Genomic DNA, 18,376 nt, shown 5'->3' on the forward strand with positions numbered 1-18,376 from the left:
CTAATCATAACTATAAGTATCTTTTGAAATAATGTTGTGAAGGATATGGTATCATTTATTCCAAAATTTCTTTTAACAGATCTCGCGGTGTTATTTTCAAAATTTGGTTACAACGAATTTGCTTTTCAAAATGCACTCGAATTGCTTTCACATGATTATAGATATACCTCAATAATTTTATCAAAACTTGAAAAATCGGGATATATTTCAAAACGTCAGGATCCTTCAGATGGGAGAAAAAGATTCTACAAAATTAATAAAATTAATTTTGAGGATATCATGAAAGAAATAGGAGGAAACAGGAGGGAGAGTAAATGAACTCACGTGCTGTGATAATTCTATCCGGGGGAATGGACAGTACAACTCTTCTTTATGATCTCATCAACCAGAAATACTCAATCCATGCAGTCACTTTCGATTATGGACAGAAACATAAAAAAGAGATTTCCTATGCGATAAAAACCTGTGAGCGATTAAAAATTCCACAGAAGATAATTGATATAAATATTCTGAATGATCTCGCACCATCTTCACTAACGCGAACCGATTGGGAAGTCCCTGAGGGGAATTATGCAGATAACAACATGAAGCAGACCGTTGTTCCCAACCGGAACATGGTTCTGCTTAGTCTTGCTGCAGCTTTCGCAATTGGGATCAAAGCCACTCACCTATATTACGGTGCACATTCTGGAGATCATGCAATTTATCCGGATTGCCGACCGTCATTCGTTAGCGCAATGGCGACTGCATTTCATCTCTGCGACTGGGATGATCTGACCTTATCTGTACCATATCTTCAGATGTCCAAAGGAGATATTGTCAAACGCGGATTGTCCCTCGGTGTTGATTATTCCAATACATGGACGTGTTACAAAGGAGAGGAAAAATCCTGTGGAAAATGTGGCTCGTGCGATGAACGATTAGCTGCGTTTCGGGAAGCAGGTGTAGACGATCCGTTGGAATATCAATAATTTCCCATTTTTGCATATCAATCTCAAATTAATCACCGGATTTAAATATTTGATTCGCATGATTGTTAATTAAAAAAAACCATCGTGTGATGATGACCTATGGGTAGATATGGAGAATGTGCAATTCTTGCAACAAAATTCTTAGCAGAAAAGAATATAAAAAATCCAAGGGACGCATGGGAACTAGCTATTTCTAAATTAGTGAAGAATGACCCGAGTGAATGGGTCATGAAGAAGGGATGTCCAAGAGCTGCATTCCTTAGCCTTTGTGAGGAGGGCCTTGTTCGAGGAGTGGACTGTGGAAAATATACGAGATCAACTAAAAATTAGGCATATGCATTAAATGCTGTAAAGGAATTAGGTCAAATCTCAAAACCAGTTAAACAATTGGAATTATGGCGAAAAATAGGAAATCAATTTGCTCATTCAGGACAGATGGACGTCGTTCTATCCCTATGGGACAATGATCTAATTTTGAAAAAATAATTTTTTTGGGATCCAGTCCTACACGGATCTTCTTTATTGGTGTTAAATCACCAGTCATCTTAAAAATTATATCTCTTTCATGCTTCTTCATCCAATCAATCCCCGATTATCCAACCATAACAATCTTCCCCCCCCCGCCCCCACAAGCGCCGCATACGTTGTCTCCATCTCAACCTCATTCGGCATAAAAAGAAAAACTCACCCGGCCCCGAGTCCAGCCGAAAGTTATTCACTAGCAACCGGTGGGGTACTTCGCCTAAATCCCCTTCCCCGCCTTCTTCATAAACCACGCCGGAATCTCCGCATCCAACCGCCACACAATACTCATCGGCTTACTCCCCTCGTGACTCACATACCTCGCCGTACCTAAGCACACAAACGGCTGCGAAACATTCCCGACCTTATTGAACTCCCGGACAAACAGCAGCACCTTTGAACCACTTATGTACCGCTGCCCCGTAGGAGACGATGCCGATGTTGTGCTCTGGGACTGCCAGTGAAAGAGCCGCTCGCTTATCGCGTAATCGTTGTACATCGTGGACGGCGAGAAATGCTTCTCGGATTTATTGAGCGTGATGAAAAACACATCCAGATTCTTCTCCCGGAGATACAACACACCCTCGCGTTTGCCGGCAACGCTGATCTGGAATGGCGTCCAATGCCCGAGCCCCGCAAAGATCTGGTCGCGGGAATAGGTACAGTGAAGGGACAACCCGGCGGGGAACCCGAGGTCGAGCGGGCCTTCGAGCACTTCGGTCTTATCTTCCAAGTACGCAAGGAGGCTGTCAATCTCGCGGGTCATCCAGTCAACCGAAAGGAACGGCTGCATACCCGTGAGGAGATCCGTGGTCCCCGCAAGTGGCTGCGTGTGGAATGAATAGTAGAGTATCGCAAGACAGGTGTCACGCCGGGGATCTTCCTTTCCGGCAAACTCAAAACTTTTCATTGCAAGGAACTGTCGGATGAACCGGATCATCGAGACCGAGTTGAGCGGCAGCAACCGTCTCGCAGCAGTGACAATGCGTTCCTCCTCATCGGGCGTAGGAGCGGAACACAGATGAGCCTCAGCACACAATTGCCGGAAACTCGACCGCCCGTAGATCTCCCGGGGTTCGAGCACAAAATATTCTAAGAAATTCCCAACCTCCAGCGCCTTCCCGGACTCCGCTTCGAACCGGGCAATCTTCTGCACCAGCCCCTTCCGTCGGGTGAGCGATTGTTCAATATGCGCAAGGACCGTCTGTTGCGCAACCTTCTCCAGGCTGATGAAACAACCCCGGGGAAGGGAAAATGTATTCTCCCGAATCTGCTGCACGAGCGGCACATGCGCATCCGCCAACAGGGCCCGGTACTTTGCATCGAAATGATAATTCGCATGCTGCCGCCCGACAAAATCCAGCACCGTGAGACATTCCTTCCCCTCACAGAGCCGGAGCCCCCGGCCCAACTGTTGGAGAAAGACGGTCATGCTCTCGGTGGGACGGAGGAATAGGATCGTGTTCACTTCGGGAATATCCACACCTTCGTTGTACAGGTCAACAACGAAAATAAACCGGATCTCTTTTGCCCTTAATTGTTTCTGGACCGATCTCCGCAAGTCATCCAAGCTTTCGGAACTCAAGGAGACTGAGGGAATACCAATTTTCGTGAAGATCTCCGCCATATAGTTTGCATGCTCGATACTCACACAAAACCCGAGGCCGATGATATCGTCAATATCTGTGACATATTTCTTGAGCGAATCCGCAATAAGACCCGCTCGGGTATCATTCCCCGTATAGCGTTTCGAGAGTACGCTCTGGTTGTATCTTCCTCGGGTCCATTCCACATCATCGAGATCAACCGAATCCGCGACACCAAAATAATGGAAGGGTGCAAGGAGATTTCTCCCAATGGCTTCCGCAAGCCGAATCTCCGCTGCAATCCGGCCATCGAAATATCCCATGATGTCCAGATTATCCATCCTCTCGGGAGTTGCTGTCAGCCCCAACAGAATCTTCGGCTGGTAATGGGATAGGAGACGCTGGTACGATGCCGCTGCCGCGTGATGGAATTCATCCACGATGATAAAATCATAATGATCGAGTGCAGTCCGGTCGGAAAATTTCGTACTGTTGAACGTCTGGATCGACATGAAGACGTGATCGGTCTGCGCAGGAATCCTACCCGCGACCGCAATATCCCCAAAGTTCTGGTCTTTCAAAATTCCCCGGAATGTCTGGAGACTCTGCTTTAAGATCTCCTCGCGGTGCGCAACGAAGAGCAGCCGGGCCCGAGGATTCTTCTCCCGGAAGCGGCGGAAGTCGAATGCCGAGATAACGGTCTTTCCGGTTCCTGTTGCCGCCACGACGAGGTTCTTGTAATGGTTGTGGATCGTTCGTTCCGCTTCAAGGCGTTCGAGAATCTCTTTCTGGAAGGGGAATGGGGTGATGTCGAAAAAGTACGAGTTGCCATCATCTCCGGGTACTTTCCGTTCCTTGCGAACCGCCTCTTCAAAGGTTGCCCGGTCGTTCTCTGTATATCTCAAAAACTCCGGGTCATTCCAGTAACTCTCAAACGATGCCTGGATCTTCCGGATGAGCGGCTTTGCATCTTTCTCCGTCAGCTTGACGTTCCACTCAAGTCCCGACGTGATAGCGGGATTCGAGATATTCGATGACCCGACATATGCGGTCGAGAACCCGGACTCCCGTTCGAAAAAGTAAGCTTTGGCGTGGAGCCGTGTATGTGCTGTATCGTAGGAGATCCGTACCTCTGTATTCGGTAACGAAGAAAGGAAATTGATTGCCTTGATTTCGGTTGCACCCGTATAGGCAGTCGTGATCACCCGCAACCGGCCCTTTGTACAGAATTGTTTCAGTTCCTCCATGAGAAGCCGGATACCACTCCATTTAATGAATGAGACGAGGAGATCAATCCGGTCAGCCGACAGGATCTCAGCCTTAAATTCCTGAATCAGGTTGGGTTCAAGTGAGGAGCCGGTGAACAGGCTGCTTTGCGCAAGGGGGGTGACGGGCCGGGCTGATGATCCTTTTTCGTCGCCGACCGAAAAGAGAATTTCTCCATCGCCCGATATCACACACTCGCCAAGACATTCTTCGTTCGTAATCGATGCAAGCAGTCTGATGATCTCATTACAGCAGGTGATTTGTTCTGTGGCTGACCCTTCTGAATTCTCCAGGAACGTGAGAGACTTCTTTAGGATCGGGCCGAGGTACTGAGCGAGAAGAACGGGCGAATCGAAATTTTTCAGGGTGTCCTTGCGGATTGTTTTATTCTGCCCACGAAGTTTTTCTTCAAGATGAGTGTTGATCAGTTGTTCGTAGAGACCAGGAGGGAGTGATTTCATCAGACTTGCCTTTTAGTGAGATTGTATTTGGGAGTGATTAAGATGTCAGGTTTTACTTTTTTTCACTCAATCCGATCTCCTCAAATTATCCTTTCATATTTTTTATTTTACTCTCAAAAACGTGGAGTTTTTTTAAAATCCTAAAATCACTTCGTCACCATCACATTTACAGGATGATTCAAGTGTTCCAACCGGTTTACGTCCAGCACAGGCTCTATGGCTTATCTATACGGCCCCAGTTCTCTCTGGCCGGGGCAAAGCCCCCTGGAGCGTCTCTCCTTCAGCAAAACCCAAGCCCCCTCTTCGCGAGAGTACTATTCCAGCCCACGGGCCCGGGGGCAAAGGAGCCAGCGAAAACAGGGCCGATTTCGTACAGACCCGGGGGACCCGGAGAGCGGCTCGCAAACCCGCGACCCCCATTGCAGACGTGGCAGCGTTTAACACGATCGTCCAGTCGGTTCTTCCCGACAACCCTGCTGCGAGAAATCATATCAATTTTTAATTTCAGGGACGCCCACCCCGGCCGGGGCAAAACCCCGATGAGCATCAAACCCCCCACCGGTCCCCACCCAGAATTGCACCCTGTTTCGGAACCACCGTTTCCTCTGTAATATGGCTACATATGACCTCTCATTTTCCGACGTAAAAACCCTGAAAAAAGATGGTTACTCTCCCTCTTTTTCGGGTAATATGACCTCCCGGGTCCCCAAAGTGGGCAATCGGAGCCCGCAGAGGGCCCGGATTAGTCTATCCCAAAAACAGGGGTTTTCCGCAGGAGAGTGGAGTTTCCGGAGGTGATGGGCGAAACCCAGATGAGCGTTACTCCTCCCCCTTTCCCTCCATCAACTCCAAAACGGTCTTCCCGGTCTCCGTAGTCCGGTAATACCGGCTCATCTTCTCATCCGGTGTCAGACACTCCACGAGCCCGACCTTCTCAAGCGCCTGTATTGTCCGGCTGACAGATGACCGGTCAATATCAAGAGTTCTCGCAAGATCCGTAGGAGTGTTCGGCCGGAAAAGGCCCTTGAGTACTTTTTTTCGTACACTGCCACGGGAAACGAAACTTACGAGATTGTACATCAAAAAAATTGTATGTACGAATATGTGTAATACACGCGTATTATTGGTGTTGTAGTGGTGTTGCAAACGTGTGGCAAAATTAATGGGCTAGTACACCCAAACATCTCCTGTGGATGTGTGCCGGAGAAGAAAAATGCCAACCGCCCCCAGAACCAATCCCCCTACGCATAACCCCGCGACCGATATTTTCCTCTGCCGCTCCCCACCGGTGTTAAACGGTCCCGTCATGCCGGAAGGGAACTGCACGAGCCTCTTCGCCCACCCGGAGCCTGGAGGCACAACCTCCTTTTATCTCAGCTACCGGCTCGACCCTTCCGAGCCACTCTTGATCCGCCTTCTCGATGACCCGGTCGATGCAGCCGCATACCTCCTCGGCATGGCAGGACCCGGGCTTGCGGGAATTTTGGAACCGGAGCGGATCCGGATCCGGGAATTTTTCCCGGGATGGTTTGGTTGCGCAGATGTAAAACACGATAAACCCGAACAGGCCGCAGGAGAAAATCCACGCCGCCCCGGTCAATCATCTGAACCCGGGCTCACAACCGCCCGGCGCCCGGAAATACCGGCAGGATCTTCTGCAACCGCACCGGTCCTGGATAATTTCCCGAAACAACCATCCGGACCGGATTCCTCCGGAGGCCCGGAAATACCGGTGGGATCTTCTGTGAACACCCCGCCCCCGGATAATCCCCCGGAACCACCGTCCGGACCGGATTCCTCCGGGTGTCCGGAAATACCGGCAGGATCCTCTGTGAACACCCCGCCCCCGGATAATCCCCCGGAACCACCGTCCGGACCGGATCCTTCCGGGTGCCCGGAAATACCGGTGGGATCTTCTGGAAACGCACCGGTCCCGGATAATCCCCCGGAACCACTGTCCGGACCGGATTCCTCCGGGTGTCCGGAAATACCGGCAGGCTCCTCTGTGAACACCCCGCCCCCGGATAATCCCCCGGAACCACCGTCCGGACCGGACTCTCCGTCACCCGCATTGGACATGGAGAGTTCCATTATCCTTTACCGCTCCCTGCGGTACGACCTCCGCACCGGAGAGAGAAATAAACACGGCACAGATCTCTGCGCAACACGGGAGGAGGACGGATCGATCATCCACTGGTTCCGGCACTGGACGGCGAATCCGAACGAGACCCCTGTCCGCGTTATCACGTCCCGGAAAGAAGCGGCCGGTTTTATCCGGGAGCAGTTCTCACAACCGGGCCTTTTTAGTGGATGGAACCACAAAGGTCTGCACGAGTTCCTGCCGGAAGTCTATAGGAAGAAGTGACGGGATGAAGGAAACTTACCGGCGGGTCTTGTCATGGAGATTTATCCGGCTGATCGTCCCGGTCCATTTTTTCCGGCAGTTCTGTCTCTTTTAGCATACGGTCAAAATCGCTTTCAAAAAGCCGGTCCTGAACAATACGGTATTTTTCAAATTCAGACTCCGCAGCCTCTTTTGCCCTCTCTGCCGTTACTTTCCCGCCATCTTCAAGCAGTTTACGGTCATCAAATAATAGGAACAGGTCAAGACGTTGTGCCCAGTCTTCCATGGTCATTGGTATCTGTCGTCTGGCACGATTTTCAGCTAGATCCAGCCAGGCATTGACAATCCGGCCGAGTGATTCGAGCTCTTGCGAAGTCAGGTAATTTTTCGCAACCAATACATCGGTTTTTAAAATTTTTCCGTCGGGACTGTTCTCCCACGATGTCAGTCCCATGTGATCGTTTCTGCTGTCGGCTCGCTTTATTATCAGTTCGGCTGCAGTATGGCCGTGAATTGCGAAATGCAATTTGTTCTCTTACTTTTGCAAAAAAATCGCGGGTTGTCGGGGCATTCCTGCTGTAATCAATACTCGTGGCATATATGTCGGTGATCTTCTGGTAGAACCGTCTCTCGCTGAGGCGGATCTCCCGTATCTCTGCAAGTAAGCGCTCAAAGTAATCTTCACCAAGAAACGTACCGTTTTCCATCCTTTTTTTATCAAGTACGTATCCCTTGATGGCAAATTCCCGCAATACCCGGGTTGCCCACTGACGGAACTGGGTGGCTCTCGTTGAATTGATGCGGTATCCGACCGAGATTATGGCATCAAGGCTGTAGTATTCCAGATTCCGTGAAACTTCACGGTTTCCTTCAGAACGAACTATTAGGAATTTCCTAATAGTTGCCTCACGGGTCAGTTCACCGCTCTCATAAATGTTTTTTAAGTGTTCGTTTATTGTCGGAATCCTTACATCAAAGAAAGCCCCACTGCGACAAGTCGTTCCTTCGTCTGGAAATCTTTGGCGAATGTCACGCTGAACCAATCCGGGTGTGCAGGAAATTCCGGTACGGGAATCCCATGATTCAACACCATCCGCCCGTGCAGCGGGTTATCCACGTCATGGGTTATCCGGTGTGAGTGGCTCCTTCCCGGTTCCCCGGCCATGATAAAAAAAGAAGGATTATTCAGAATGCGAAGCTGGTTTCGCCTGTTTTTGCATCTCTGCGATCTCACTGCATATCTCGTCGAGATCATTGCTTAACTACTGCCTGCGCTCTTTGGTATAATCTCCTTTTCCATGATCAAACATCTGGATGAACCGGATCATGTCAACGGGACCAAGTGTCTTTCGGAGGACATCAATTCCTTTATCATGAATTTCATGCAGTGTCTTCACGTTCATTCCCGGTCACCTCCTCGTACCATGCAGCAGGGTTTACGATTCGTATGGAAATTATATCGCTGTGGTTGCTCATAATGTTTTCAACGCATCATCAGTCGTGACAAGAACCATTGCACCTGCCCTCTCTGCGCAGGCAATGTGCAATGCATCAAGAGCTTTTACTCCGGGGTTCATGATCACGGTTGCCCGTTCCTTTATTGCCGGGTCCACCGCAATATTCGTCGTTGTCTTTGCTGCGATGGAACTGATGTACTGTTTTTTGTCGTGATCGGGAATTTTGGCAACCTCGTACGTGATCGCGGAACTCCAGACCAGTTCCCAGTCCCGTGAACACCGGTTAAGGATTGCTATAACCGCTTCACTCTCATACCGGATTCTCGGGAGGAGCTGGTCATCGAAGATCTTCCCGGATTAAAACCATCAATTGAAAACGCGGTAAGAAAAACCGGGCAATAAATTGTCCCGGATCGTGTCCGTGTATTACAGGAAAACCCGGACGCGGCACGAGGGCGTCAGAGTATCAAAACTGATTTTTATTCCTCTTTTCCTTCAATGATATTGACAACTTTCTTCCCAACCTCCGTTGTCCGGTAGTAGCGGCCCATCCGTTCACCCGGCGTCAGGCACTCGACGAGTCCTTTCTCCATGAGAATAAGAATTGCCCTGCTGACAGTGGAACGTTCGATATTCAGCTGCTTCGCCAGTTCGGTTGGGGAATTTAATTTGAAAAGAGCCTTGAGTACTTTTTTCCGGACACTCCCCCTGCCAACGAAACTCACGAGGTCATACATCTACGGTGAATGGGAAAAAATATGTGATGAATTTACGTAGCAAATACGTAGATTATATTACCTCCACAGACATCAAACTATTTAACCGGATATGATCCGGAGATGACCCATGCCCGAAGAACCCAGTCTCAAAATCCCACCGCCCGATCCTGAAAAAGATATCCGCCTCTGCCGTATTCCTCCGTCCCCGCACAGCTTCGGCATCCCGGATGAAGATGACACTGAGATCTTCGCACATCCGGTCCCCGAAGGCCCGCCCCTCTTTTACCTCCGTTACCTGGATGAATATTCCGGCCGACAGATAATCTGCCCGTTTGCCTCAAACATGGATGCAGCCGCATTCATCACCGGCCTGGCTGGGATCGGACTCCGGAAGATCCCTGAACCGGACCAGGTTCGGATCCGGGCATTTTTCCCGGGATGGTTTGATTGCGAAGATGTGGAGCACGATGATCCGGTAAACCTGGCGAGTAAAGATTCCTGCAGCCCGGTGCAATGTCATCATGCCGGGGATAAATCTCCCATGTGCCCGGAAATTCTGGCAGGACCTTCTGGAAACGCACCGATCCCGGAAAAATCTTCCGGACAACTCCTCATACCGGATACCGCCGGACCCCCGTCATCGAAGTCCCCCGATTGCACATGCCGTAATTCCCCATCGCCCGCTTTGGACGTGGAGAGTGCTGTTATCCTTTACCGTTCATTGCGGTACAACCTCCACAATGGTGAGAGAAATGATCGCGGCATGGATCTCTGCGCCACCAGGGATGAGAAGGGAGCCAGCATCTTCTGGTTCCGGCACTGGACGGCAAAACAGGACGAGACCCCCATCAGGAAGATCACATCGCGAAAAGAGGCGGCCGGTTTTATCCGGGACCAGTTTTCACAACCGGGTCTTTTTTCCGGCTGGAACCACAAAGATCTGCACGAGTTCCTGCCGGAAGTCTATGGGAAGAAGTGATGGGATGAAGGAAACTTACCGGCGGGTCTCGTCATGGAGATTTATCCGGTGCAGAGGGAACAAACCCGCCGTGGAGAAGACAAAGGATCGCATCGCGGTACCGGGATTCCCTTTCCGGAAGCGGGCAATGTAGACCTCGGTTCATCAGGATTGGGATCTGGCTGACCTTCAGGCACTTCCCTCATATCCGATATGTACGATGATAACCCCGCAAAACGCCCGGTTCCGGTTCCTGCTGGAAATACGTCTCATCTTTGAACCGATTGCCAAAATACGGGCGGAAACGCCATCGTTTAATGGCCGTTAAGGGCCTTCCGGTTGAGGTTGTTTCAGTCCTGTAATTTACTCCATCCGGACAATGGAAACCCTGCCGGAACGCAACTATGTGGGTCGTTTTTTCCGGGGTACTCGTAAAAAAAGGCAGGACCGACGATTTCTCACGGTATTTTCAACTCATGTCCGGGAAATAATGCGGGTCTCTCATAAAAAAAATCCGTGAACACCGGATTAAAGCAATATTTATTTAATTAAAGCAAGTAAAGTTGATCCAATAAAACCATGCATGCCAAGGAAGATTTCTTACACGATGAAGGTGCTGCTTGACACAGGGCGTCAAAGACCCCCTCACGTCTATCCTGCGGAACAAGCGGGAGGTTTCCCGTTTCCAGATTCTCGCAGAGATTGCTGAGCACCAGCCGGCCGTGCGCCAGCAGGAGATTGCCGATAAACTCGGTGTCACCCCTCAGGCAGTCTCGGAATATATCCGCGAGCTCGCAGAGGAGGGCATGGTCTCGGCAAGCCGCCGGGGCAACTACGAAGTAACAAAAGCCGGGGTCGAATGGGTGCTGGCGCATGCCGAGTCCCTCGAATCCTATGCCCGGCATATCCGGCGCGACATCATCCAGCAGGTCTCGATCTGGACCGCCATTGCTGCCGAGAATCTCAAAGCCGGGGACGAGGTGGGAGTGTACATGCAGGACGGGTTCCTGTATGCAGCGAAAAAGCCTGCGGCCGCGACCGGGTCCGTCATGGCGGATACAATGAAAGGTACGGAAGCCGGGGTTGCGCACTTAAGCGGGATCATCGAGCACCACGAAGGGACTATTCACGTCTGCAAGGTGCCCCGGATCCAGTACGGCGGTTCGCGCAATGTGCAAAAAGAGCAAATCAGGGAAATTATTGCACATACCGGGCTGGTTGCGGCAGTGGGCCTCGAAGCCTATGTCGCCCTGAACACCGCTGGCCGAAAACCCGACATGTTCTTTGGCGCAAGGGAAGGCGTGATCGAAGCGGCCTTCCATGGTATCGACTGCGCAATCGTGATCGTTGACGAAGAGTTCACGGACCTTATCAAACGCCTGGATGGGGTGAAGCTTGCGTACGTGATCCATGACCTGATCGTACCATGAAGATTTCCGCCCGGCTCCGGATAAAAAAAACAACCTACCGGAAACCGGTTGTATCTTTTATTGAAGAACTGATGAGAGGGCAGGCAACGGTATACAGAGGAGCCGGCTGCCCCCTCTGTGAAAAATTCGCAATCAGGCATTACCAATAAACAAAATGTCCGGTACTATCCTGAAATATGGATCGCCGGTGAAGATCTTTGCCTTGTTTTTGTACAATGTATACATTATACAAATAAATATTCCGACGGAAGATGATTCAGGTAACTATCACGTTATCAGGTGAGTATACAGGGTTCATCAGGGAAATATATCCGGTTAACTCAGTATGCGCTTATTTCAATAGTCACGACGCTGAGCGTGACATTGACCGGACTCACGTCCTTCCGGATGGAGTATACACTGAAATCGTTACCGGAATACTCCGGCCGGTACGCGATATTGTTCTCACAGGCAGCGGCGAGCTTGCTGAAACTTGCATTCCAGTTCCTGAACGTGGCGTTTCCAAATGGGTTCCCGCCGGCATAAAACGTTATATTGGAGACCCCATAATACGGCACCGCAGTTACATTGGTGGATACCTGGAGCGTCCCGAATCCATTGCTGCTGACGAACCGGTGATTCGGTGAAGCCGAGAGGTTTACCGCAGAGAGATCAATGCCGGAACAGGTTCCCGCAGGCGGGGTAAAGGTGAACCGGTTGTTGATCAGGTCCGGTGTCGTGTTCTGGACCGGCGTCCGGTTAATCGTGTATTCAACCGCCACAAATGAACCCGCAAATACTGCGAGAGATCCCGCATCCCGGAAGTCGTTGGTCACATCGGTCATGTTGTAATACCGTAACGGGGACCGGAGCGTGCGGTGTTTGGTCACATTGAGGTACCCGTACTGCCAGCGGTATCCCTGGTCCTGCCAGAAATTTCCCTGCGGTTCGTACGAGATAGTGACCAGCGTTCCATCCATCTCCCCCATAACCCGGTTGTTCGCATCATAGTGGGTAAGGTAATACACCGGTTCGGACTCGTTCCGGACCGCGAGGGAACCGCTGGACCGAAGCGTGTTAAAGAAGAACTCCCCTCCCCCCAGCGGTACCGGTTCGCTTAAGGTCAGGTCATCCTGCCGTGTCGATACTGCCCGATCGATATCCGATGAGATGTGCAGGAACGCGGATTCCACGGTCTGGAGGTGACTCACTTCAGTAGATTGTTTCATGGATGGGACATAGACCGCATTCCAGATTGAGAGGAACGTGACAATCGCTGCAAGGATCAGCATCACGGCAATTACCGGTGCAACGGCATCGTCCGTCATGGCAATCCCCGCCCGATCCTGCCGGAGAAGATTACAGCCCGGTCGGTTGCAAGGACAACCTGCTCGTCCCCGATGAGCGGATGGCTCCGGATTATGGTGATGTTGCCGTCCAGATCGAAAGCCTGTGTGCCGGGTACGGGAATGAATGGCGGGGTACTCCTCATCGTAGAGACATTTGTCATGCCGTTTGCATCGGTGATAATTACTTTCAGCGCATCCGTCTTTACCCAGTCCCCGCCTTTATGCCAGAGGGTGATATTCCCTGCGGTGTCATTGCTCATCAGGATGGTCACGGTCGGGCTGCGTTCGGATGGCAGGTAATTCGAGAGCGAAGCAGAGAAAACCGCAACGAGAATGAGGACAATACCTATCATGAGCATCTCCCCGACCACTTCTGAAACTGCGGTGCCGGAACTGTCAGTTGTACGCATCTCTCTTCCTCAAACGATGAATACAAACATCGCTACCGTTGCCGCGAGCAGGACGATGCTGTGCTTGAACCCGGCAAGGATGCTGTTCGAACTGAACTGCCCGGCCATGATGCCTGAGAACAGGCCAAGGATGATGCCGATCCCAAACATATCGGTGATATTCCGGGCAAGATTGAAATTGAGATTGTACGTTGTGAAACTCGACATGAACGGCCCGTTGAGCTGGTACGCCGTGTAGAGGTAAATGCCGAAGGACAGGTAAATGATCATGACGTAAACGATCGCTGTATTGGATCGCTCGCGCTTCATCCGGAGATAATGTTCAAAGTCGGTAATGGCGATCAGGATTATCTGGCTTAAGTTGGAGGTGATCTCGCTCGCCTTGACCAGCAGCGAGATCGCCCGCTTGACCGAGATGAGGCCGATGCGCTCTTCCATCCGCACCAGGGCAAAATTGACATAGGCACCGGTGCCGACATCCCGGGATACGTGCGAGAGCTCCGAGCTCAGAATGCCCAGTTTGGCGGAGGAGATCCGCGAGATGGCATCCGGCAGCGTGAGCCCTATATCTTTCATGTCGGAGAGTTCCCGCAGGAATTCCGGAATATTCTTCTCGATATTATTAACATACCACCGGCGCCCTTCATACGCAAGTGAGACCGGTGCCATGAATCCGATCAGGATCAGGCAGATGGCCGCGTAGAATGCGTTTTTCGGGAAAACAGATTCGAATGAGCCCGTAAAAAGAACCATTACAAAAAGCCCGGCACAGGCAATGCCGGCAATAATCCCGTAGGTGTAATGGGAAATGTAGGTGCGAAGCGGGTGACGCAGCTGATCGCAGAGACGGAATCGCTTTTTCTTCGCCTCGATATGCTGGTAAAATTTCTGATCTCCCCGGGCATCTTCTGCCAGTACGGGAACACCCTCACCGGAATCATATTCCACGGTCCCGTGCCGGCTGATCTCAAGATTTTCCGAAGGCAGCATGAGGGAGAGGATCCAGATCATGAGGATTGCGCCTGCAGGTATGCAGAGGTACATGAACGGCACGAGCCAGTCCATTGTTCCCGCGCTGGTCATGCCCTGTGCAACGATCATGATGATGAGCGCTATCGGCCCGGCGACAAAGGCCGAGACGTACACTTCGGCCATGATCTCGATCGTCTTGAGCACGAGGTCGAGTTCCCGCCGTGCCTGTTCATGGAAATAATCTGTTTTTGACGAGAGGTATGCGGTGATGTCGCCCCCCCTCTCAAAGACGATGGTGAGGTCGTTGAGAAAATCCCGCATGACCGGCGAGGGGGTGGTCTGCTGGAGATTCTGCATGGCGGTTATCAGGTCGTCGCCAAACATCTCCACATCCCGCACGATCTGACCGAACTCACAGGAGACTTCCCCGAACATCGCCTTCTCTTCATAGATTCTTCGGATAACTTCGAACGGGGACATGGTTGTCGAGAGTGCCTGCATGTAGGAGACGGCATAGGAGAGTTCGAGATCGATCCGGGTCTGCCTGCCCCGGGCAAGAATAACCGGGTAATAGACCTGGAACAGGTACAGCCCGGGCACCATGCCAATGAACAACAGCACCCAGAAGAGGACCGGCGGGATGAATCGGAAGAGGCCGAAGTCGTAGCCGGTCGATGAGACCAGCGCGAAAAATGCAAGGAAAATGGCAGCTGATGCTGCAAGATTGTTCCGGGTTCTGCGGAGGTACTGCCCTGCGGTCACCGGCAGGTGGGCCGACATGAGATCCCGGCCCAGGTGTGCGCCGATGAGGACCATCTCGAAATTCTCAAGACGGCTGCCGGTGCCTTTGAGGAACGACAAAACGCCCATATCAGTCACCGAGATCATGGATAGCATTCGCGAGATCGTGGATATCCGGGATGGGAACTTCGAGGGCGGTTATGAGAAACTCCTCGCGTTTTTTCAGGGCATCGGTCACCTGCTCAGGTGTCCATCCCCTTATTGCCGCAATCTCGTCGAGAACCCGGGAGTGCCGGTATACTTTCCGGAATGCATCGCTGTTGACATCCCACTCGTACAATTTCCGGGGGAGGATGGTATCCCCCTCCACCGCGATCTCATGGATGGCCTGGCAGCGGCGTATGCGGCTGTTGCCGTACGTTGACATCGACTGGTTGATCACCAGGTCGAGCGCGGTGAACATGACAGGCGGCACGCTGATGGGTTCATGGGTGAGCCGGTTGATCGTTTCCTGGACGCTGCCCGCATGGATTGTCGAGAGGGTTGCGTGGCCGGTATTCATTGCCTGGAAGAGCGTCTGGGCTTCCCTGCCCCGCACTTCCCCGACGATGATATACTCGGGGCGCTGCCGCATGGAGGATTTCAGGAGCGAGAAGAGATCGATATCTCCCTGCACTCCCGGGTTGCTGAGTTCCCGCGTCCGGGTGGCAAGCCAGTTACTGTGCGGGAGCTGGATCTCGTGGGTGTCTTCGAGCGATACGATCTTCGCGTTCTGGGGTATGAAGAGCGAGACCGCATTCATGGTTGAGGTCTTCCCGCTTGCGGTACCCCCGGCGATGACGAGGCTCCTGCGGTGCTCGATGACCAGCCAGAGAAATGCGAGGATCCCGGCGCTGTACGTACCGAACCGGATCAGGTCGAGGGGAGTCATCGGTTCGGCACGGAATTTCCGGATCGTAAACGAACTGCCGTTCAAGGATACCACATTGCTGTACGTGACCTGGACCCGGGAACCCCCGGGAAGAGTTGCGTCCACCATAGGGTTTGTTAAGGAGATCTGTTTGTTGGCTTTCTGGGCAAGTTTTAAGACAAACTGGTTGAGTTCGCCTTCCCGGAAGAGGACACTCGTTGGCAGGCTGCCCCAGGTGCGGTGAAAGATGAAGACCGGCATGTTGTCCCCGTTGCAGCTGATGTCTTCGAGGGCCGGATCATGCATGAGGGCTTCGAGCGGGCCGAATCCCGAGAGATCGCGCCGCAGGTAGTAGGAGAGAACATCCAGCCGGTCAGCGGTTATCTCCGGGTGGAATTCCCGGATGAGGCGATGAATGAATATCTTGTCAAACGAGTCCCCTGCATTTTTTCCGGGGTTATCGTATACGATCACTTTTCGTAAGTGAATGGCAGTCTCGCGCAACACGATCTGCTCCCGGGGAGTGATCGCGGGCTCGACAACGGTGTACGTAAATCCCTGGTTTTTCTGCCGGATTATCTTTATGTACACATGTGGGGCTTCGATCCAGTAGGTATCGAGCGTCCCGACAGCCCGCTCTTCCGGTAGTTCCGCATGAACCGGGCCGGGAAACGGCTTGTGTCCGGCAGTTATTGCCGGAGCCGTTTCCGACAGGACCGGCGCGGTTTGTATGACGGGTAGTAATCGCTCCAGCTTTCCCGGACAGAACCGGAAGGTCAGGGCGACAGAGGCGAACGCCAGTAACACGAGCGAGAGGATCCCGAGAAGCGCAAGGAAGAGGACCGGCATATCAATGAAGAGGCTGGTATATCCCGTGACGATCGCACCAATCCCGGATACCAGGATCAGTACATCGCCCCGGATAGTCCGGCATCCCATTGACCGGGGAAGTCTGGTGATGAAGGCCGTGAGATCATGGAACCCTTTCCGTTCTGTATCCGAACGGGTTCGTGAGACCGGAGATATTCCGACTCCGTTGGGAGAGGGATTGGAGAGCCGGGCCCGGGCCGCAGCTGCAAACAAGATCAGCGCGGCAAGAGAGATGACGGACAATACGCCCATCAGGATAATGGGCATATCGACGAAAAGCACAATGGCACCGGTCCCAAACGCAATGAGCGCAACTGCAATGAGAAGGACAAGCCCCTGTATCGTCCGGCTGGCAAGAGCTGCAATGGCATCCGGGAAATATTTTCTGGACCCGTCACGAGAACGCAAATATGCCGGAAGCATCATTCACCCCCGCTGTCGGGTCTCATGCCCGGGGGAAACCGCCGTACCGGTGTGGATGAAGGGACCGGTGTTATACCTGCCGAAGTCTGTTGTATCGTATTGATGTCCGGTGAGTCTCCGGTGATGACCGATACGGTCACATCGAGATAGTTGCCGGTCATCGTTACCTGGAACTGCCCCTCCCGGTAAATGGCAATATACCGGGGTCCCGCATAGGCAACGACCGTCCCGGTATTCTCGGTGGGATCATCCCTGATTCCTGAATAAACCGTCCTGCCATAATTACCGGTGTCCGAACTATACTCCCCGGCATACCCGTTTTCAGCCACGATCTCATGGGTCTCGTTGTCCCGCACGGTTATGGTCAGGTACGGGCGGTTGACCGGGATGTTCAGGGTCCCCCTGCATGAGTCCGGATCTTTGAGGCAGTCGTGTTTGGGGGTGACGTTATACCGGATGTAGAGCGGGCCCTGCACCACGTTCACATAGAGGCCCGCCGCACTCCCGTTCAGCGTGTATTTTTTGGTAAACGCCGGCTGCCGGTAGAGGAATGGATATGATGACGTGGAATTAACCCGGACCCCGTGGATGACCGGGTAGGGATCGGGTGTTGGAACGGGTGTGAACTCCGATACCCCACTGGTTTTTATTGGCGTGGGTTGTGACATGTGACTTTGTGGTGCGGGACGCGGTGTCTGCAGCGCAGGTGCCGGTGCGGTTGCATTTTCTCTTACCGGGTCTGAGCCGGACGGTGTCACGATATATCCCCCTTCCGGGGATTTCGTGATCATATTGATACAACCGGCCGAACTGAGCATGAGCATGATGACCGTGGCAAGAATAACCGGGATATACCTCACGGGGCTGTTCCTTTTTTCCGGGCTCATGCGGTATCCCCCGCAGCATGGGTTTCCGACAGAATAATGAAGCACGGGATGCTGAGCAGGGCCCGGATGAAATGGATGAAACAATCTTTTTGCCGGTCTGATTTGCGAGTATAATCTGTCG

The 18,376-nt window shown here is 52.2% G+C and carries 18 protein-coding genes and 2 pseudogenes; 7 read left to right on the forward strand and 13 right to left on the reverse strand.

Going from position 1 to position 18,376, the window contains the following annotated elements; all coding sequences use genetic code 11:
• Positions 1-36 precede the first annotated feature (36 nt).
• The 3 genes and pseudogenes from WC598_RS03090 to WC598_RS03100 all read left to right on the forward strand — a co-directional run bounded on the left by WC598_RS03090 (position 37) and on the right by WC598_RS03100 (position 1,457).
• The gene (locus tag WC598_RS03090) at positions 37-318 is read left to right on the forward strand and encodes a hypothetical protein (RefSeq protein WP_372960002.1); all 282 of its coding nucleotides are present in this window, start codon (positions 37-39) and stop codon (positions 316-318) included.
• On the forward strand, positions 315-971 hold the full coding sequence (gene queC / locus WC598_RS03095; RefSeq protein WP_372960003.1) for a 7-cyano-7-deazaguanine synthase QueC: 657 nt from the start codon (positions 315-317) through the stop codon (positions 969-971). Before WC598_RS03090 ends, queC begins: the two co-directional genes overlap by 4 nt.
• Positions 972-1,070: 99 nt before the next feature.
• Positions 1,071-1,457, forward strand: a pseudogene (locus WC598_RS03100) (hypothetical protein).
• A 256-nt stretch (positions 1,458-1,713) separates the two neighbouring features.
• On the opposite strand, the gene WC598_RS03105 reads toward WC598_RS03100, so the two are convergent.
• From WC598_RS03105 to WC598_RS03115, 3 genes are all read right to left on the reverse strand, one after another.
• Complete coding sequence (locus tag WC598_RS03105) at positions 1,714-4,806, reverse strand: DUF3427 domain-containing protein (RefSeq protein ID WP_372960004.1); 3,093 nt, start codon at positions 4,804-4,806, stop codon at positions 1,714-1,716.
• 819 nt (positions 4,807-5,625) lie between these two features.
• Positions 5,626-5,886: a helix-turn-helix domain-containing protein gene (locus tag WC598_RS03110; RefSeq protein ID WP_372960005.1), complete on the reverse strand. Its 261-nt coding sequence runs from the start codon at positions 5,884-5,886 to the stop codon at positions 5,626-5,628.
• A gap of 211 nt (positions 5,887-6,097) precedes the next feature.
• Positions 6,098-6,406: a hypothetical protein gene (locus WC598_RS03115; RefSeq protein ID WP_372960006.1), complete on the reverse strand. Its 309-nt coding sequence runs from the start codon at positions 6,404-6,406 to the stop codon at positions 6,098-6,100.
• A gap of 477 nt (positions 6,407-6,883) precedes the next feature.
• Here WC598_RS03115 and WC598_RS03120 point away from each other — a divergent pair, with 477 nt between their 5' ends.
• The gene (locus WC598_RS03120; protein WP_372960007.1) at positions 6,884-7,171 is read left to right on the forward strand and encodes a hypothetical protein; all 288 of its coding nucleotides are present in this window, start codon (positions 6,884-6,886) and stop codon (positions 7,169-7,171) included.
• Positions 7,172-7,202: 31 nt separating this feature from the next.
• Here the strand turns inward: WC598_RS03120 and rhuM (WC598_RS03125) are convergent, their stop codons facing one another.
• From rhuM (WC598_RS03125) to WC598_RS03140, 4 genes and pseudogenes are all read right to left on the reverse strand, one after another.
• Positions 7,203-7,676 carry a RhuM family protein gene (gene rhuM / locus WC598_RS03125; RefSeq protein WP_372960008.1) on the reverse strand — a complete coding sequence of 158 codons (474 nt, stop codon included), beginning with the start codon at positions 7,674-7,676 and terminating at the stop codon, positions 7,203-7,205.
• Between the two features lie 52 nt (positions 7,677-7,728).
• A pseudogene (gene rhuM, locus WC598_RS03130) lies at positions 7,729-8,193 on the reverse strand (RhuM family protein); the annotation flags it as partial.
• Positions 8,194-8,412: 219 nt separating this feature from the next.
• Positions 8,413-8,553, reverse strand: a complete 141-nt coding sequence (locus tag WC598_RS03135) for a hypothetical protein (RefSeq protein ID WP_372960009.1) — start codon at positions 8,551-8,553, stop codon at positions 8,413-8,415.
• 69 nt (positions 8,554-8,622) lie between these two features.
• Positions 8,623-8,763 (reverse strand): PIN domain-containing protein, encoded by a 141-nt coding sequence (locus tag WC598_RS03140; protein ID WP_372960010.1) that lies wholly within the window; start codon positions 8,761-8,763, stop codon positions 8,623-8,625.
• 67 nt (positions 8,764-8,830) lie between these two features.
• Here WC598_RS03140 and WC598_RS03145 point away from each other — a divergent pair, with 67 nt between their 5' ends.
• Positions 8,831-8,968 carry a hypothetical protein gene (locus WC598_RS03145; protein ID WP_372960011.1) on the forward strand — a complete coding sequence of 46 codons (138 nt, stop codon included), beginning with the start codon at positions 8,831-8,833 and terminating at the stop codon, positions 8,966-8,968.
• A 118-nt stretch (positions 8,969-9,086) separates the two neighbouring features.
• On the opposite strand, the gene WC598_RS03150 is transcribed toward WC598_RS03145, so the two are convergent.
• Positions 9,087-9,344 carry a MarR family transcriptional regulator gene (locus WC598_RS03150; RefSeq protein ID WP_372960012.1) on the reverse strand — a complete coding sequence of 86 codons (258 nt, stop codon included), beginning with the start codon at positions 9,342-9,344 and terminating at the stop codon, positions 9,087-9,089.
• Positions 9,345-9,453: 109 nt separating this feature from the next.
• Between WC598_RS03150 and WC598_RS03155 the strand changes: the two genes are divergently transcribed.
• The gene (locus WC598_RS03155) at positions 9,454-10,305 is read left to right on the forward strand and encodes a hypothetical protein (protein WP_372960013.1); all 852 of its coding nucleotides are present in this window, start codon (positions 9,454-9,456) and stop codon (positions 10,303-10,305) included.
• A 599-nt stretch (positions 10,306-10,904) separates the two neighbouring features.
• Positions 10,905-11,714 carry a MarR family transcriptional regulator gene (locus WC598_RS03160; RefSeq protein ID WP_372960014.1) on the forward strand — a complete coding sequence of 270 codons (810 nt, stop codon included), beginning with the start codon at positions 10,905-10,907 and terminating at the stop codon, positions 11,712-11,714.
• Positions 11,715-12,034: 320 nt separating this feature from the next.
• Here the strand turns inward: WC598_RS03160 and WC598_RS03165 are convergent, their stop codons facing one another.
• From WC598_RS03165 to WC598_RS03185, 5 genes are read right to left on the reverse strand one after another with little or no spacing between them, the layout of a single operon-like run.
• The gene (locus WC598_RS03165; RefSeq protein WP_372960015.1) at positions 12,035-13,021 is read right to left on the reverse strand and encodes a hypothetical protein; all 987 of its coding nucleotides are present in this window, start codon (positions 13,019-13,021) and stop codon (positions 12,035-12,037) included.
• On the reverse strand, positions 13,018-13,452 hold the full coding sequence (locus tag WC598_RS03170) for a type IV pilin N-terminal domain-containing protein (RefSeq protein ID WP_372960016.1): 435 nt from the start codon (positions 13,450-13,452) through the stop codon (positions 13,018-13,020). The genes WC598_RS03165 and WC598_RS03170 overlap by 4 nt, the downstream gene beginning before the upstream one ends.
• Positions 13,453-13,461: 9 nt before the next feature.
• A complete protein-coding gene (locus tag WC598_RS03175) occupies positions 13,462-15,312 on the reverse strand; it encodes a type II secretion system F family protein (RefSeq protein WP_372960017.1) in 1,851 nt (616 codons plus the stop codon).
• Entirely contained in the window at positions 15,296-17,371 is a 2,076-nt protein-coding gene (locus WC598_RS03180; protein ID WP_372960018.1) for a type II/IV secretion system ATPase subunit, read from the reverse strand. Before WC598_RS03180 ends, WC598_RS03175 begins: the two co-directional genes overlap by 17 nt.
• Positions 17,368-18,255, reverse strand: coding sequence for a hypothetical protein (locus WC598_RS03185; protein ID WP_372960019.1), 888 nt, complete (start codon positions 18,253-18,255; stop codon positions 17,368-17,370). Before WC598_RS03185 ends, WC598_RS03180 begins: the two co-directional genes overlap by 4 nt.
• Positions 18,256-18,376: the final 121 nt, after the last annotated feature.

The sequence above is a fragment of the Methanoregula sp. genome, assembly GCF_041645475.1.
Lineage (GTDB): Archaea > Halobacteriota > Methanomicrobia > Methanomicrobiales > Methanospirillaceae > Methanoregula.